Source organism: Priestia sp. D51 (assembly GCF_053345675.1).
This window is the reverse complement of the sequence record NZ_JBLTIR010000009.1, coordinates 62429-79534: the sequence shown is the minus strand read 5'-3', so window position 1 is coordinate 79534 and position 17106 is coordinate 62429. Positions and strand designations below refer to the sequence as shown.

At 38.6% G+C, this 17106-nt stretch carries 13 protein-coding genes; 12 read left to right on the top strand and 1 reads right to left on the bottom strand.

Annotation, left to right across the window (positions count from 1 at the left end; all coding sequences use genetic code 11):
- Positions 1-209 precede the first annotated feature (209 nt).
- From ACNHOZ_RS24715 to essA, 11 genes are all read left to right on the top strand, one after another.
- Entirely contained in the window at positions 210-1304 is a 1095-nt protein-coding gene (locus ACNHOZ_RS24715) for an ATP-binding protein (RefSeq protein WP_224980631.1), read from the top strand.
- 364 nt (positions 1305-1668) lie between these two features.
- Positions 1669-2874 carry a DEAD/DEAH box helicase gene (locus ACNHOZ_RS24710; RefSeq protein ID WP_028412476.1) on the top strand — a complete coding sequence of 402 codons (1206 nt, stop codon included), beginning with the start codon at positions 1669-1671 and terminating at the stop codon, positions 2872-2874.
- 252 nt (positions 2875-3126) lie between these two features.
- Positions 3127-3444, top strand: coding sequence for a hypothetical protein (locus ACNHOZ_RS24705; protein ID WP_048021605.1), 318 nt, complete (start codon positions 3127-3129; stop codon positions 3442-3444).
- Positions 3445-3553: 109 nt separating this feature from the next.
- Complete coding sequence (locus tag ACNHOZ_RS24700) at positions 3554-4153, top strand: WXG100 family type VII secretion target (protein WP_048021603.1); 600 nt, start codon at positions 3554-3556, stop codon at positions 4151-4153.
- 61 nt (positions 4154-4214) lie between these two features.
- Positions 4215-4607: an SseB family protein gene (locus ACNHOZ_RS24695; protein WP_033580724.1), complete on the top strand. Its 393-nt coding sequence runs from the start codon at positions 4215-4217 to the stop codon at positions 4605-4607.
- Between the two features lie 371 nt (positions 4608-4978).
- Positions 4979-5272, top strand: a complete 294-nt coding sequence (locus ACNHOZ_RS24690) for a WXG100 family type VII secretion target (protein ID WP_028412473.1) — start codon at positions 4979-4981, stop codon at positions 5270-5272.
- Between the two features lie 93 nt (positions 5273-5365).
- The gene (locus ACNHOZ_RS24685; protein WP_025752817.1) at positions 5366-5605 is read left to right on the top strand and encodes an EsaB/YukD family protein; all 240 of its coding nucleotides are present in this window, start codon (positions 5366-5368) and stop codon (positions 5603-5605) included.
- A 14-nt stretch (positions 5606-5619) separates the two neighbouring features.
- Complete coding sequence (gene essB, locus ACNHOZ_RS24680; protein WP_048021601.1) at positions 5620-6924, top strand: type VII secretion protein EssB; 1305 nt, start codon at positions 5620-5622, stop codon at positions 6922-6924.
- A 12-nt stretch (positions 6925-6936) separates the two neighbouring features.
- Positions 6937-11415 (top strand): type VII secretion protein EssC, encoded by a 4479-nt coding sequence (gene essC, locus ACNHOZ_RS24675; protein ID WP_048021599.1) that lies wholly within the window; start codon positions 6937-6939, stop codon positions 11413-11415.
- The gene (gene esaA, locus ACNHOZ_RS24670) at positions 11412-14594 is read left to right on the top strand and encodes a type VII secretion protein EsaA (protein WP_447697335.1); all 3183 of its coding nucleotides are present in this window, start codon (positions 11412-11414) and stop codon (positions 14592-14594) included. Before essC ends, esaA begins: the two co-directional genes overlap by 4 nt.
- Positions 14572-15069 (top strand): type VII secretion protein EssA, encoded by a 498-nt coding sequence (gene essA / locus ACNHOZ_RS24665; RefSeq protein ID WP_048021596.1) that lies wholly within the window; start codon positions 14572-14574, stop codon positions 15067-15069. Before esaA ends, essA begins: the two co-directional genes overlap by 23 nt.
- 50 nt (positions 15070-15119) lie before the next feature.
- On the opposite strand, the gene ACNHOZ_RS24660 is transcribed toward essA, so the two are convergent.
- Positions 15120-15596 carry a hypothetical protein gene (locus ACNHOZ_RS24660; RefSeq protein WP_028412469.1) on the bottom strand — a complete coding sequence of 159 codons (477 nt, stop codon included), beginning with the start codon at positions 15594-15596 and terminating at the stop codon, positions 15120-15122.
- 287 nt (positions 15597-15883) lie between these two features.
- On the opposite strand from ACNHOZ_RS24660, the gene ACNHOZ_RS24655 reads away from it, so the two are divergent.
- On the top strand, positions 15884-17038 hold the full coding sequence (locus ACNHOZ_RS24655; protein ID WP_033580730.1) for an endonuclease: 1155 nt from the start codon (positions 15884-15886) through the stop codon (positions 17036-17038).
- The last annotated feature ends 68 nt before the right edge of the window (positions 17039-17106 follow it).

Here is a 17106-nt window from a genome sequence, read left to right as displayed (position 1 = left end):
AACACGCGCGTAAAGTAGCTTTAAGAATTTCAATTATATATATCATTATTGGCGCTGTATGGATCTTGATATCTGATAATATATCTAGAACATTAGCGCAAGGTCGTTTTGAAGTATATATTTTTTTTCAACAATACAAAGGTTGGTTTTTTATTTTAGCTACGGGCATTATTTTGTATGGGTTGGTATATAGGAGAGCTTATAAACTAGTGGAGTCCCAGCAAGAGCTCGTAGTGAAAGAACACGAACTTCAAACGAGCAATCAGCACTATCAATCTTTGTTCAAACATAATCCTGATGGTGTTTTTGAAATAAGTAAAACGGGTGAAGTACTTCTTGCTAACCCGGAAGGTGAAGCAATCGTTGGATACTCCAGTGAAGAACTGCAAAAGATGAAACCTTCAGCTCTTATCGCAGCTGAAGAGTTTGATATGTGTAAAGAGTATTTTAAAGAAGTGCTGAATGGAAAAGGTGCTAAGTTCGAAATGAATGTGATCAATAGAAAGCGAGAAAGACGGTTGCTTAGGTGTTCTTTGCTTCCCATTATTGTTCATAAGCAGGTAGTAGGTGTATTTATGATTGCACGCGATATTACTACATACCGTCAAGATGAAGAGCTTATGATAACCTCGGAAAAAATGTCGGTTATTGGACAAATGGCAGGTGCCGTAGCACATGAAATTAGAAACCCCCTTACTTCTTTAAAAGGTTTTGTACAGGTTATGCAAGCCTCTAAGGAAACAAATGACACATATTTAGATATCATGATGTCTGAAATCGACCGCATCAACTTAATCTCCAGTGAAATGCTCATTCTTGGAAAAAAGCAGCATGTATCTTTTGAAAAGACCAATTTATGCGAGATTTTAAAACAAGTTATTACGCTAATGGAAGCGCAGGCCAATTTAAATAATGTTTCTATTTTATTGAAAGAAACAGCAAAAAGGCCTATTTATGTTTCGGCTGATGCAAATCAGTTGAAACAAGTGTTCATCAATGTGATCAAAAACGGTGTAGAAGCTATTATTGAGAAAGGCCATATTACAATAACAGTTGAAGAAAAAGATACACGAGCATTGATTCACTTCGAAGACAATGGAATCGGAATGAGTCAAGAGAGGATTGAACAAGTAGGGACGCCGTTTTATTCTACAAAAGAAGCTGGAACGGGCTTAGGGCTGGCCGTGTGTTACAAAATCATGGAGCGTCATCAAGGTACCATGCATTTTAAAAGCGGTAAAGGAAAAGGGACAACGGTTACTATTGATATGCCAATTACAGAACGAAACAGCCGCCTTTCGTAGTTCAGAGAGGCGGTTGTTTTCTTGAAAAAGAGGAAGTAAGCAGCTGAGCCTTTTGCATTCGGATCCATATAGGACATAAAACCTCCTTCTTATACAAGTTTTCGTCCATAATAAAGAGGATCATATTGTTTTCTATAGAAGCAATAGTGTATCATAGTTGAAGCTATGTATATCGATGTAGAAAAGTTAAGGCAACAATCGACTTTTCTACTGACGGATTGACAGGGTCCCTTGGGATAAGGAAGGTTTATTTATAAATAGAAATTAAGGTCAGTATTAACGCACATGGCCACTGATACATTCGTTTAATTGAAATAAAAAAATCGTTTATAATATCGAGAAAAGCATGGAAAAGGAGATAGATATGAGTCAGTTTATAGAGACTTTACAGCCTTTTTTACAAGAGGCGTGGAAAAAAGCAGGGTTCAATGAGCCTACTGCCATTCAAACGAAAGCTATTTCAGAGATTTTAGCTAATAAAGATGTAATAGGAGAATCCCCAACGGGAACAGGAAAGACACTGGCATATTTGTTGCCTGTCTTACATCGCATTCAGCCGGGACCATCTCATGTTCAAGCGGTTATTTTAGCATCTTCCCATGAATTAGTTATGCAAATTCATGGTGAAATTCAAACTTGGTCGCAGGGAAGCGGTATTTCAAGCGCTGCGTTTATTGGCGGAGCAAATATGAAACGGCAATTAGAAAAACTCAAAAAGCGCCCTAATATCATTGTTGGTACCCCAGGACGTTTGAACGAATTAATTAAAATGAAGAAATTAAAAATGCACGAAGTCAAAACAATTGTGATTGATGAAGCGGATCAATTGTTTGTACCTGAGCATGTTCAAACGGTTCAACAGATTGTAAAAATGGCGTTAAGTGATCGTCAAATCCTAGTCTTCTCAGCTACTGTATCAGAACGTACCAAATCGCTAGCGAAAGACATGATGAACCAGCCTCTTGAAATAGAGGTAGGAAGAGATGAACTCCCAGCTTCGAAGGTAGAGCATGTATACATCAAAAGTGAAGCTAGAGATAAAGTGGACGTGCTTAGAAAACTAGTTCGTCAAGAACAAATGAAAGCTTTAGCCTTTTTTAAAGGGATTGATACTCTGATCGAGTTTGAAGAAAAATTAACATTTAAGCGTGTAGAAGCAGGCTCTTTACACAGTGAAACGAAAAAAGAAGATCGTGCTACGACGATTAAAGGGTTTCGAAAAGGAGATTTCCCTGTCTTATTAGCAACGGATGTCGCAGCTAGAGGATTAGACATTAAGGGATTGACGCATGTAATTCATATCGATGTTCCTCAAGATGCAGATCAATACGTACATCGCTCAGGTAGAACAGGCAGATCGGGAGCAGAAGGTACAGTCATTTCTCTTGTCACTGAACGAGAAGAGCGAAATTTAAAACAAATCGCACGTGAACTTCAACTTTCATTAGCGAAAAAAGAGCTTTATATGGGCGAAATCGTCGATGAAGGTACAAAAGAGCAGTCCCGTACAGCTAAAAAACCTTCAAAAAAGCCATTTAACAAGAAAAAGAAACAAAAAGGTCGGATGTAAACTAGGTATTCTTCCTTTTTATAACAGCAGTGTCACAACCTAAAAAGCAACGTCTACTGCTTTATTACAGCAGCCTGGCGTTGTTTATTTTCTCTATTTCCCCTGTATAAATAAGTAAAAAAAGAGAAATGTAGATATTTTTTCCTAGGTATGAAAATAGTTTGAATGATGGATTTTGTTTTTTGTAACCTTATTTTAACATTACTTTAAGAGACTTCTAATAAAAGAGGAAGAAGGACGTGGGGACATTTTATGGATGCAATTGATGATCTCTTTGACGACATAGAGCGAAGAAGAAAAAGCAAAGAATATAGTCGAGATGCAGATCAATTAGAATCATATTTACATGAAGTTCAACATATCATGGAATTTCTTGAAGAAGGTATCTATCTGTTTCAAAATTCGCACCAACAATATGCGTCAGATTGGTCAGGGCGTTCTAAGAGCTCATATGAGGATATTTATAATGATATTACGCAATCCACTTTTCATCTGTACGACGTAAGGGATGAATTGTTTCAAACTTTACGCTTAGAAATTTCACGATTAAGAGAGCTAGCATCGGCGTAATAAATAACATTATCGACTCACTCTTTTAGAAAGTGAGTCTTTCCGTATAGGCTTAAAAAATGTTTGGATGATGACTGAAGGCTTACAAGAGATAGGGGGACGGACATACATGGAGATAAAAGTAAATCCAGAGGTGCTGCAGACATTTGCAGAGCGAATTCAACAGTCTCATTCACAGACGGCTGATGCACTTCAAAAACTAAGCTGGGAAGCTACAAATCTACATTTCTTGTCTGTTGCAGATATTGATAAAGTGCTGGACTTGCAGGAAGAGTTACAGCATATGATTCGCAAACTTGATTCGCTAACGGAAAATGCACATTTATTAGTAAAAGACACTGCGGAGCAAATGAGAAAAGCAGATGGAGAGCTAGAAGGCTCTTCAGGCTGGACGGAGTTTTGGTCGAGCGTATGGAGCGATGGGAGCGCCCATTCGCAAGATACGTGGAATGACATAAAGAACTTAAAAGAATGGAACACGTATGACAATATGCATAGAACGATTGAAAAACCTCTAGGTACTCTTAATGTTATGTGGAGTTCGCTTTCTATGTCTTGGGAAGAAAAAGTAGTGAATGGTTCTACATGCAGTCGAACGGAATTTTTTACTTATGGGGTTATTCAAATGGGATTGGGCATTTTAAGTCAGGAGATGAATCCTTCAAACATTATGTTTAGTGACAGCACAGAGGAAGTGAAGAGAGAATGAATGAAGTATATGATGGCGCTGGAAGTGAAATGGTACAGTTCCTTACAGGATTGTCTCAGCAATGAAGTATACATTTAACTTATTAGAAAAATCGTTAATTGAAGCAATGAAAGATAATAAAAAAATTGCTCAATTTTATAAAACTTTAATGAATAGCAATTTATGGCTAGTTGTTAGCTCAGAACATGTAGCATCAGATATATTAATTGCAGAGCACTACGTTCAGACGATGAAAAGTGCAGCGTATCGATATTTACCTGTTTTTTCGTCAAAATATCCGATTGAACAGATGCTAAAAGATGAAAAGACCGTATGTGTATCATTTAAGGATATGCTGCCTGTATTAAATGAAGAAATAGCCATATTACTTAATCCTGACACGCCTCTCTCAAAATTATTCATCCCGGAAGAAATAAGAATGTTAAAAGAAGATCAAAATTATTTTAAGCAGTAGCCAAGGCGATAACAAGCACATGTCCTTTTTTCAAGCATGTCTGAGTCTTAAATAAATAGGATATATATATAGGCAGGGCCTTAAACAGGCTGCTGCTTTTTTATTACTAGTAAATAGTTCTATAGATAATAAATAGAAATGTAATTTAATAGTCTTATAGTTTTTATTTTCCTTTAAATAGGTACCTATAGATTAGATGGAAAAGGTTTAAATGAGAACAAAATCTTGGTTTTTAAGGTTTTATTTGCATTTTTTAGGGGTATTTGTAGATACATATTCTCATTTTTGGAGGCTTTTGCAAGTAACCTTTGACCTTATCACTAGAGTTTCTTACAATAATAGTAAATATATAAACCGAAGGAGAGATATGTATGTCAGGAATTATTCGCGTAACACCAGCAGAGCTTCGCGACATGTCAGGTCGCTATACTAACGAAAGCGGTCAAGTTCAAGAACTAGTAAGCCGTCTTGATACAATGAAAAATCAACTTCAAGATATGTGGGAAGGTGCTTCAAGCGAAGCGTTTGCTGCTCAATACGAAGAATTAAAACCTTCTTTCGTTGAAATGTCTAACCTACTTACAAAAATTGCTAAGCAATTAGACGACTCTGCAAATGTTCTTGAAGATACAGATAACCAAATCGCTAGCCAAATCCGCGGTTAACTTCATCTAATAATCTAAGTGAAGTAATAAAAGGAGCGCCCCATTCTCAAAAGATGAAGGCGCTTTTTCTATGTTTTGAGGTGATGAAACCCTATGTATATAGAAGTAACAGTAGACTTAAAGCACTATACAGGTGATCGGTTCGATTTGCGACTATCAAACTATCATTCAATCAAAAAAGTAGTCGAGATCGTTTGGCAAGCTAAAAAGATTACTCAATCACCAAAGGACGGTGCGTGGATACGTGTTTCAAATAAAAATCTTATTTTCTCGGGAAATGAGACGATGATTAACTGCGGAATTACCACAGGTGATTGTATCGAAATTCTCTAAAGGAGTCTATTAGAATGTCAGAGAAGAAACCGACTTACTTAGAAGAGCAGCTCGAAGCTGTAATGACACGTCATAATAATGAATATACATTTGTTTTTCAAAAAGAAAAAATTCGACTTGATCGTTCTGTTGAAATTGAAATGTTAAAGGATGTAAACACGGCTTTTCAAAAAGAAATCATGATGAGCGATGATGAACTTAAAATAACAATTAAGCCTACCTCTGAATTTCAACCTTTTACAGCATTAAGGGGAAAAGAAGAACAGCAAAAGTGGCTGTTTGCAGATCAGCTTATCAAAAAGGTAAAGCAGCATTCTTTTTCAAGGCTGCATTTGTTGATTTGTCCAGAAAATATCATTTTTGATAAAAGTTTAAGTCCTGCTTTTTTACATTATGGAGTGAAAGAAAGTTTACCTCCTTATGAGCCTAACGAGGAACAAAGCTTTCAGGAGTTAAAGGCTACGATAGCGGCGGCCGTTGACTCATCGCATACATTTGAACAGTATTTTAAGTTATACGAGACCTTGCAATTAAAAGAAGACGCTAAAAAAATAATGCATATCAGCAATGAGGAAGAGTTGAGTCAATTTGTTCAGCATAAGCTAACCCAAATTGAAAAACATCAAAAGACACTTGTTCAACTTCCTCAAAAACGCTGGACCATTTTTAAGTTTTCATCTGTCGGTATACTTGTCTTATTAATTCCAGCTCTTATTTATACTTTTTATTCTTATTTTTTTGCTCAGCCGAAACAAGAAGCATTTGTAGAAAGCAACGAATACTTTCTTGAAAAAAACTACAGCAAAGTAGTCGACACACTTGAAGATTACGATATTGAAAGTATGCCTAAAATTGTGCAATACGAAATAGCAACCTCCTATCTTGTTAATGAAAAGTTGGGAGAGGAGCAAAAGGCAAATGCTTTAAAGACTATTACGCTTCAGTCAGATCCTCAGTACTTTGCCTATTGGTTTTACATTGGCCGAGGAGACAACAAAAAAGCTTTAGAAGTGAGCCGGTTGTTAGAAGAACGTTCGTTAATTATCTATGCATTAATGAAATACGAAGGTCAGCTAAAGACAGACAACGATTTAGCGGCTGATAAAAAGCAAGAAGAGCTTGATAAAGTAGCGAATGAACTGGAAGAATTCAAGAAAGAAAATGATCAGCAAGAAGCGGAAGCAGCCAAGCAGCAAGAAGAGAAACAGGCTGAGGAAGCACAGGCGGCCAAGCAGCAGGAAGAAGAACAGAAAGCTGCAGAAGCCGAGAAAAAGAAACAAGAAGAGCAGAAAAAACAGCAGGAAGATCAATCGAAGTAGGGAGGTAGTTGTATGAATATGCTTTGGATAGTTAGTGGGCAAACGTATCAGCAGCTGCCTATAGATTTTAAAACCTTTCGCCAAGCAACGGTTGGAAACACTCAGCATCAAACGTTTACTTTTTCCTATCCGTTTGAGAAAGGGCAAATGACGCTGTCATCTGAAAAGAACGGCCGGCTCTTGATTTCCTATGGAGAAGAAAGGATAGCAGAGCTATCTGTTTCTGAGTCGTTTGTATGGCGAGAACAAGGACAGGCTTTAACCTTTGCCCTTACAGAGACGGCTGTTAAAGAAGCTGTCTATTATATTGATTACGGATCAGAAGTCTCGTTTTCCACAAGTGATGAAGCAGCTGATGTGTATCAGCAGAAAGAAAAGTATGTAGTAGAGCCAAAAGAAGGATTTTACTTATCAAAGATAAACGGGAAGTGGAAGGTCTTTTATAACCAAGAACGGCTTTATCTTAATGGACACCGAATAGAAGAGAATAGGAACCTTCAGCCCGGAGATCTTATTTTATGGTCTTCTATGACGATTCAATTAATCGAAAAAGATTTGCTGAAGATTCAAAGCTACTATGATTATGCATCTAAGCTTCCGGCTACGGCGCAACCTATTTCTGAAATGAAAAAGAAGTACCCGGTTTATAGACGGACACCGCGCATGATATATGATTTGCCTAATGATAAGGTGAGCTTGTCCTTTCCGTCTCAAGACAATGATGAAAATAACCGAAGCTTATGGCTTACCATTTTACCCCCATTAGTCATGCTTTTAGTCATGGGTACGGTATCGATTATTCAGCCCAGGGGAATTTTTATTATTATATCTGTCATGATGTTTACGACCACGCTGATTGTATCTACCGTTCAATATTTCAAAGATAAAAAACAGCGCAAGAAGCGCCAAGAGCGTCGTCGTCGAATTTATACAAAGTACTTAGAGAACAAGCGCGAGGAATTACAAGAACTAGCATCAGTTCAACAAGATGTATTATCTTATCATTTTCCAACGTTTGAACGAATGAAATATTTAACAGAACAGATTTCCGATCGAATTTGGGAACGAACTGTGGAAAGCAGTGATTTCTTACAGGTGCGTCTTGGAAAAGGAACAGTTCCTGGAAGCTACCAAATTTCTTTAAATAGCGGAGATATGGCTAATCGAGAAATTGATGATTTGCTTGAGCAGTCTCAGCACATGGAAAAAGTCTATCGAGAAGTCAAAAATGCGCCTGTTACCGCTCACTTAGGTTTAGGCTCTATCGGTCTGGTAGGAAAGATGAAGACGGTGAAGAATGAACTGCATCAGCTTGTAGGACAGCTGGCATTCTCCCACAGTTATCATGATGTGAGATTCGTATTCATTTTTGATGAAGAAGAATATAAAGAGTGGGAATGGATGAAATGGCTCCCTCATTTTCAGCTGCCTCATTCTTTTGCGAAAGGCTTCATTTATAATGAACAAACGAGAGATCAGCTTTTATCTTCTATTTACGAAATGCTGAGAGAACGCGACTTAGATGAAGCAAAAGGAGAAGGGGTTTTCTTGCCTCACTTTGTTTTTATTATTACGAATCAGCAGCTAATTGCAGATCACGTTATCTTAGAGTATTTAGAAGGGTATCACCCTCATCTGGGGTTCTCTACGATATTTGCGGCAGAGACGAAAGAAAGCTTAACGGAGCATGTTCACACACTCGTTCGTTATATTAACGAATCCGAGGGGGATATATTAATTCAAAAGCAAAAAGCTGTGAATATTCCATTTCAGCTTGATAAACACACGCTTGATTATAATGAAAGATTTGCAAGGATGCTGCGGACATTGGATCACCAAGTTGGCATGACCAACTCAATTCCAAATAGCGTTTCATTCTTAGAATTATTTAAAGCAAGAGAAATTGGTGAGCTGGATATCGTGCAAAGGTGGCACACCAATGAATCAGCTAAGTCGCTAGCGGTTCCAATTGGTTTAAAAGGAAAAGAGGATATTGTTGAACTAAATCTTCATGAAAAAGCTCACGGCCCTCATGGATTACTTGCAGGTACGACGGGGTCAGGGAAAAGTGAATTTTTACAAACGTACATTCTTTCTCTAGCGGTGAATTTCCACCCCCATGAAGTCGCATTTTTATTGATTGACTATAAGGGCGGAGGAATGGCTCAGCCGTTTAAAAACATGCCTCACCTGCTTGGAACCATTACAAATATTGAAGGAAGTAAGAATTTTAGTACAAGAGCCTTAGCTTCTATTAAAAGTGAATTAAAGCGACGCCAACGCTTGTTTGATAGATATGAAGTCAATCATATTAATGATTATACAGATTTATATAAGCAAGGTATGGCAGAAGAACCTCTGCCTCACTTATTCTTAATCTCGGATGAATTTGCTGAGTTAAAAAGTGAAGAACCAGAGTTCATTCGCGAATTAGTCAGCGCGGCGCGAATTGGACGTAGTCTAGGCGTTCATTTAATTTTAGCAACACAAAAGCCAGGCGGTGTTATTGACGATCAAATTTGGAGTAATGCGCGCTTTAAAGTAGCGTTAAAAGTCCAAGATGCCGCTGATAGTAAAGAAATCTTAAAAAATGCAGACGCTGCTTCTATTACGGTGACGGGTCGAGGCTATCTGCAGGTTGGAAATAATGAAGTGTATGAACTGTTTCAGTCAGCCTGGAGCGGCGCGCCGTACATGGAAGATACGTATGGGGCTGAAGATGAAGTAGCCATTGTCACAGATCTCGGGTTGATTCCTTTATCTGATGTATCTACTCAGCAGACGTCATCCAAACAAGCGGAAGCAGAAATTGATGTTGTGGTGCAAAAAATCGAACAAACGCAGCAGGAATTAGGTATCAAAAAATTAAATAGTCCATGGCTGCCGCCTCTTAAAGAGAGATTGCTTCGCAGTGAGTACAAAGAGAAGCGAGACGGCGTATTCCCAATTGGCTTAATTGATGAACCTGAAAAGCAAAGTCAAACGGTATATAACTATCAGCTAATGGACGATGGAAACATTGGTATATTTGGTTCGTCAGGATACGGTAAATCGTTTACAGTCATGATGTTGCTTCTTAGTCTAGCTGAAAGACAGAGCCCAGAGCAGCTTCATTATTACATTTTTGACTTTGGGAACGGTACGCTGCTGCCGCTTCGTCAGCTGCCTCATACGGCGGATTATTTCTTAATGGATCAAATGCGTAAAATTGAAAAATTCATGACGATTATCAAACAAGAAATCGCAAGGCGAAAGCAGTTATTTCAACAGCAGGAAGTTAGCAATATCAAAATGTATAATGCTTTAAGTTCAGAAGAGCTTCCTCTAATTTTTATCACGATTGATAATTTTGATCTTGTCAAAGAAGAAATGCAAGATCTAGAAATGCAGTTCACGCAGCTTGTGCGTGACGGCCAGTCTTTAGGAATTTATATGATCTTTACCGCAACGCGCGTGAATTCTATTCGTCAGTCACTTATGAATAACTTGAAAACGAAGGTGGTTCATTACTTAATGGATCATTCAGAAGCGTATTCTATTTTAGGGCGTACGCCGTATGCGCTAGAGTCTATTCCAGGCCGGGCTATTATCAAAACGGATCAACCTTATTTTGCACAGCTGTTTTTACCTGCGGAAGGAAAAGATGATTTTGAAATTTTTGATGCAGTTAAGCTGCACATTCAACGATTAAAGAATCAATACGCTGATGCTATTCTTCCGGAGCCGGTGCCAATGCTGTCATCGAAACTTGTACTTGCCGAATTTATGACGGACAGAAGAGTTATTCGCGAAAAAGGAGTTATTCCTCTTGGGTTAGATGAAGAGTTTGTTCGACCGGTGCATATGAACTTTACGAAAAATAAGCATTGTATCGTCATGGGACAGACGCAAAAAGGAAAGACCAATGTAGTGAAAGTCATACTGCAAACAGCGCTTGAACAAGGCGTGAAGCAAATCGGACTATTTGATTCGGTTGACCGTGGTTTATCAAGCTATGCAGCTGAAGAGCAAGTTGTTTACATGGAAACAAAAGAACAGATCGTCGACTGGCTTGACCTAACCGAAGAACGATTGCAGCGACGTGAAAATAAGTATTTGGAAGCAGTGCAGGAAGGAACCGTACACGGCCTTTCATTTGCCCCGATCATGCTTGTAGTAGACGGATTTGTACGATTCCAGCAAAACTTAGACAGTGTCTTGCAGGATCGTATTACAAAATTGATGAAAAATTATAGCCACCTGGGCTTTAACTTGATTGTTGCAGGGAACAACAATGAGTTTTCAAAAGGATTTGACGCGTTAACAACAGAAGTGAAGCAAATTGGCCAAGCTGTGTTGTTGATGAAGAAAACAGAGCAAAGCTTATTTACACTTCCTTATGACCGAAAAGAAGCCGACGTTAACCCTGGCTTCGGTTATTATATTAAAAGTGGAAAAGAAACAAGAATTCAAATCCCGCTATGTGTAAGTGAAAGGAAGATCTTAACATGACCGAACAGCGTAAGTATACACTTAAAGTCATATTAGCTGTTGTTTTAATTTTGGCTCTTCCTTCTTTCTTTTTCCAGTATATTGGAGACAACCCGCTACAAGTCACAGAAAACTCAACAAGAACGATTGCGGTTGTTAACGAAGATAATGGAGTAAAAGAAAACAATGAAAAAGCGATAGAATTTGGAGAAAAAGTGACTCCTCTTTTACAGGAGGGGTCGGATTATCAATGGACCGTGCTTGGACGAAGCGCAGCTACAAGCGGTTTACAGAATGGGAAATATGATGCGGTTATTTATATTCCCTCGACTTTCTCACAAAATATTTTATCGTATCAGGAAAAAAAGCCAGAAAAAGCTACTTTGGAATACAAAGTTCAAAGTCAGCTTAACGCAGTTAATAAGGAAAAAGTAGTAGGGGAATTAGAAGATGCTACTACAAAGGTTAATAATGAAATGTCCTCTTTGTACTGGAGTTATGTATCACAGGAAGTGGATAAGGTACGCGGACAGTTCGATAAAATTCTAAATAAAGAAATCGCCTTTCAAAAAACAATGGTCGCTTTTTATAAACCGAATTCAAAAGATTTAGCAGGTGAATTAAATGATCAAAAGAAAATTCTTCAGCAAATCCAAGATAATGTAAATAAAGCAGAAAAAGGTTCTAGCGACAGACAAGGCGACGTAGAACAGGTTGAAAAGAATTTAAACAGCTTCATTGAATATGTAAATCAATATCAAACATATCAAGAAACACAGAAACAAATGCTTGAAAAAACGCAGGCTCAAAGCGTCGCTGCGATTCAACAAGGGTTGTCTTCCCTTGAATCTAATCAGCCAAGCTCTAAGCAAAATTTTAATGAGCAGGCCAATCAAGTGTTTATTGGCTTATCTTCCATTCAACAGCAGCTGGATGAAAATCAAAAAGCCGTTGGAGAACTTGGAGATCAACAAGCAGATAACGTCAGTGAACAAGAAAAAGCTCTGCAAGATTTGAACGGCCAAATCATCAGTTCATACAAACAGCAGTCTGAGCAAACAACCCTAAATCAAATTGAAAGCAAGCTAAAGCCGCTTCGTGCGCAGCTAGAGACAGCTTCATCAAATGATGGCGGCGGGGGCTCAACGGATCCAGGGGAAAGTGATGGAACTCAGCCAGATCCTAATCAAGACGGAGAGACGCCAACGGACCCTGGAGAAGGTGACGGAACTCAGCCAGATCCTAATCAAGGTGGAGAGACGCCGACGGATCCTGGAGAAGATGATGGAACTCAGCCAGATTCCGGTCAAGGCGAAGGAACGTCAGAACCAATTCAAGTGGATTTATCTCAGCAAACAGCAAAGCTTGATGATATATCAAAAGGGCTTGATGATTTAGAACAGCAGCTTCAAGGCATGACGAGTGAAACACCCGAAGCGCCTGAAGCACCTGAGGGCACGGAAACGCCTGGAACGCCTGAAACACCAGATACACCGGATACACCTGATACATCAGGCACATCCGATGCTGTGAAAAGTGCGCTTGAAAAAGTGGCTAATCTAAAAACACAGGTACAGGCAGTCAAAGATGAGCTGCAAAATGTAACCGTTCAGCCTGAAACTTCAGGAGAAAATACGGATGCGCTGAAGCAGAAAATTGCCAGTTTGGAAGCAGACGTTAAGTCTTTGACAGCACAGAAAAACAAAGCAGAGAAAGACTTAGAAGAAGCAACCAAGTCGTCGAGCAGTCAAATTGCTAAGCTTCAAGAAGAAAATGAACGATTAAAAAAAGAGAATGAAAAGTTGAAAGAAGACGGCAAAAAACCTTCTAAAGGCAGTGCGGATGTTGATGGTCTCATTACGATGATTAAAAACAAAGAAGATAAAATCTTATCTTCTCCAAACCTTTCAGCTTCTCGAAAGGAAAAGCTGAGCAATACATTCTTAGGTAAGATTAAAAGCAGCAGTGCCGAAGATCTGTTAAAGTACTACGGTGATTTATCGCAGTATGATTTGACTTTAGCTCAAGTAGGAAATACAGACATACAGAACAGCGTCCTTAACAATGACTCTATTAAAGGAAGTTTGCAGCAGGCGTTAGCTGGAACCGTTTCTTCTCAAGACGCGCGTAAGCAAATTCAACAAAACCTGTCTCTAACAAAAGAAGAGTTAGCACAGTTCCAAAGTTCAGTGCAAGATTTTGCTGATCAATATGGACAAACAGTTGATGCTGAACAAGCATCGATTATGGAAGAGCTATCAGCTATTCAAGAAAAAGCAAATGCAATGAATCAAGAGCTTCAATCTAGCGCAGGTGAAGATCAAGCATTAGAAAAGAAAGAAGCTCCGGACGTAACAGGCTTAATGACGCTGCAGCAAAGCATGGGTCAAGAGTTGAAGGGAATGAACGAACTCATTTCATCTTTAGGTGAAAGACAAGCTAATGTTGTCACGTACACAGATGAATTGCAGAAGCGTGTAAATGAAGTTCAGGATAAGGCTGACACGCTTAACAGCAAGTGGGCCCAAAACGTGGATTCAACGAAGTTGGTGCGAGGCCAGGTATACCGCTTGTTAAATAATACATTAGTAGATGGACAGAATAACGATTACGTTTATCATTATTTAGCAAATCCTCTTCAAGTAAGCGGTGAAGTGCCGGCTGAAAAAGTAAAAGAGGTTCCACCGGTTGTCATTTTGGTTATTATCTTAATCAGCAGCCTACTAATTGGCTATTTCAGTCAATACTACCGACATGCACCGATGCTTGTAAAAGGTACGCTCTTTGGATTATTGAATTTGATTGTAGGGTTAATGGTAAGTATCTTTAGCCTTAATATTTATTCGTTATCGGGAGACCGGGCAATGGAATGGTCAATCTTTACGATCGTCTTATTGCTTGCTTCATCTACACTTGTGCGTATTGCTTTCTTATTAGGAAGCTTCGCTGGATGGGTGACGACAGTAGGGTTGATTTTATTTTATATTACCCCACTTCTTAACTTATCTATGCCAAACTTTAATTACGAAGATCCAGTATCTAAAGTGTACATGTCCATTCAATATGATACGCAGTCTCTGTTTGGACAGGCGCTTATTGTATTACTGGGAATGACTGCCGTTTTAAGTGTTCTGCCATCTATTATTCGTGCTTTAAAGACGACTAAAGAGGTTGAAAATGATGAAACCTATAGTGCTTAGTAAGAAGATTGGAAGTGTTGTTCTTATTTTTTCACTTTTTTGTTTCCCTATAGCAGCAGCGGCTGAAGATGATGATGGAAACGTTGAAGAGATTAAACCAAATGTATATAAAGATGATCCCATTAACTTAGACCCCGAATCTTTGCTAGAAAATAAAAAAGAAGTAGGAAATATTCCGGAGGAAATAAAGGATCTTACATTTGAAAAAGAGGAAGATGCAGAGAAAGAGAGTTTAAAAGAAAGTCTTTTTGCGAACGCATCAGCTGAAGATAATACGATTTCTGCGAAAGCAAAAGAATATAACTTGTTTTCTTCTAAAAACACTTCCTACAAGAAAGATCGGACAGAACAAACGGCTTCTGAAAAGTCATCAGATCTACAATGGTTTTATTTATTATTGATTGGTGTGGGGGTTGTTGTATTATTTGTGGTTTTAATACCGCGCATTAGCCCTCAGCCTTCTGTGAAAAAATGAAAAAACCTCGCTGTTAATCAACAGCGAGGTTTTTGCGTATAGACGTAAATTTACAGGCGGCGGAAGCCTTCTTCAAACAAATAATCTTCTGCTTCTTCGTAAGATAAAAATGCTGCCTCTAAATTCAAGCCAGAATAAATATTCCACAGGTCATCTTCATGAACAAGTAAAAGCGTTGCATTGTCTGGGCCGTTCCAGCGCTGTTCATTTCCATTCCCTACAATAGCTTCTTCTCTAGCTGTATCAGGAAGGGTAGACAAAGATTCAATAGAAGCTTCAATAATTGATCGAAGATCTTCTTCAGTGTAATCACGGATATTCACAAGACCTTTGTCATTTGTTTCATATCCTTTTAAAAAACCTGCATATACAAATCCATTTCCGTTAGGATGCAGATGATGCACAACAACCGTTTTATCGTACACGCTTTCTTCATAATGAAAATTCACGCGTCCTAAAGATACATCTTTTCGATGCAGCTCTGGAAACGATGAAATAATAGCTAATTTTTCGTCAAAACTAAGCATAGACAATCCTCATTTCTATTTAAATCATTTCATTTTCTGAAATGGTATAAGCTCTTTTACGATTCGGTTGATTATACCATATATAAAGAAAGACACATAATGCTTTTTCCAGTGTGGACTTTTAAAAATATAACCCTTCGCATAAAGCAGCCGCCACTGTAAAGAAGAACACATCTTTTTCACTATAAAACTTAACAAAAAACAGGCAGGGAATTCACAGTGAAAAAATAATATAAAGAGGTGGAAGGAAACGAGTTTTTAAACCTATCATAAGGAGGAATAAAAAAGTGAGATTACATGCTCTGTGTAAAAAAACATGGGTAATGTCCCTGCTTGTTTTTGCTCTTGTAGTGAGCTTAACTCCTGTTAGTCAAGCAGCGGCATCTTTATCTGTGTCACAAGCTCTTGAAAATCAAAACAATAGTGTACAAGCTGTTAAAGGATATGTAGTAGGTCAACCTACAGGCACATCTACAGTTATTACGAGCAATTACCCAAACGATTATGCACTTGCTCTCGCTGACAGTGCAAATGAAACCAACACAGACAAGATGGTATACGTTCAAATTCCTTCAAATTTGCGAAGTACATTTGGACTTCAAAGTCGCTCGGAGTTAAAAGGGAAAAGTCTTACTGTTACGGGCACACTCACCCCTTACTTTTCACACCCGGGAATAAAATCAGTTACTTCTATCAGTACAGAAACAGGAGGAACTGATCCGACTCCAGACCCCACAGAGCCAACTGTTCCAGTAGAAGACTATTATCGTACCGCAGCTGGAAAAACAGGAAACACCTTAAAAACAGAGCTTCATAACATTATTGACCATCACACAGAACTTTCGTATTCAGCCGTATGGGAAGCTTTAAAGAAAACGGATGAAGATCCAGCTAATGCAAATAACGTTATTTTGCTCTATACGGGGCGTTCACAGAGTAAGAGTACAAATGGAGGTGGAGTGGACGATTGGAATCGTGAGCACGTCTGGGCAAAGTCTCACGGGGACTTTGGAACAGCTATGGGTCCTGGAACAGACCTTCATCATTTACGTCCAACCGATGTGTCTGTAAATGGTACGAGAGGAAACTTAGATTTTGATAACGGAGGGACGGAACATAGCGAGGCACTCGGAAATTATTTTGACAGTGATTCATGGGAACCTCGAGATGAAGTAAAAGGTGATGTGGCTCGTATGTTGTTTTATATGGCCGTACGCTATGAAGGCGATGTAAGTGATGAGCCTGACTTAGAACTTAATAACACAGTGAATAATGGCACTGCTCCTTATCATGGGAAATTATCTGTGCTTCTTCAATGGAACGCCGAAGATCCAGTAGATGATCGAGAACGACGCAGAAATGATATTATTTATTCAGACTATCAGCATAACCGCAATCCGTTTATTGACCATCCTGAATGGGTGAATGAGATTTGGAACTAATGTAGGAGGCGTCCTGGCGGGGCGTCTTTTTTTATAAAAGAAAAAGGAAAAAACTAAAATCCGCCGAA

Excerpts from the sequence above, each read along its gene's own strand:
- ACNHOZ_RS24710 (WP_028412476.1), top strand. The coding sequence starts at position 1,669 with ATGAGTCAGTTTATAGAGACTTTACAGCCTTTTTTACAAGAGGCGTGG.
- ACNHOZ_RS24705 (WP_048021605.1), top strand. The coding sequence starts at position 3,127 with ATGGATGCAATTGATGATCTCTTTGACGACATAGAGCGAAGAAGAAAA.
- ACNHOZ_RS24700 (WP_048021603.1), top strand. The coding sequence starts at position 3,554 with ATGGAGATAAAAGTAAATCCAGAGGTGCTGCAGACATTTGCAGAGCGA.
- ACNHOZ_RS24695 (WP_033580724.1), top strand. The coding sequence starts at position 4,215 with ATGAAGTATACATTTAACTTATTAGAAAAATCGTTAATTGAAGCAATG.
- ACNHOZ_RS24690 (WP_028412473.1), top strand. The coding sequence starts at position 4,979 with ATGTCAGGAATTATTCGCGTAACACCAGCAGAGCTTCGCGACATGTCA.
- ACNHOZ_RS24685 (WP_025752817.1), top strand. The coding sequence starts at position 5,366 with ATGTATATAGAAGTAACAGTAGACTTAAAGCACTATACAGGTGATCGG.
- essB (WP_048021601.1), top strand. The coding sequence starts at position 5,620 with ATGTCAGAGAAGAAACCGACTTACTTAGAAGAGCAGCTCGAAGCTGTA.
- essC (WP_048021599.1), top strand. The coding sequence starts at position 6,937 with ATGAATATGCTTTGGATAGTTAGTGGGCAAACGTATCAGCAGCTGCCT.
- esaA (WP_447697335.1), top strand. The coding sequence starts at position 11,412 with ATGACCGAACAGCGTAAGTATACACTTAAAGTCATATTAGCTGTTGTT.
- essA (WP_048021596.1), top strand. The coding sequence starts at position 14,572 with ATGATGAAACCTATAGTGCTTAGTAAGAAGATTGGAAGTGTTGTTCTT.
- ACNHOZ_RS24660 (WP_028412469.1), bottom strand. The coding sequence starts at position 15,596 with ATGCTTAGTTTTGACGAAAAATTAGCTATTATTTCATCGTTTCCAGAG.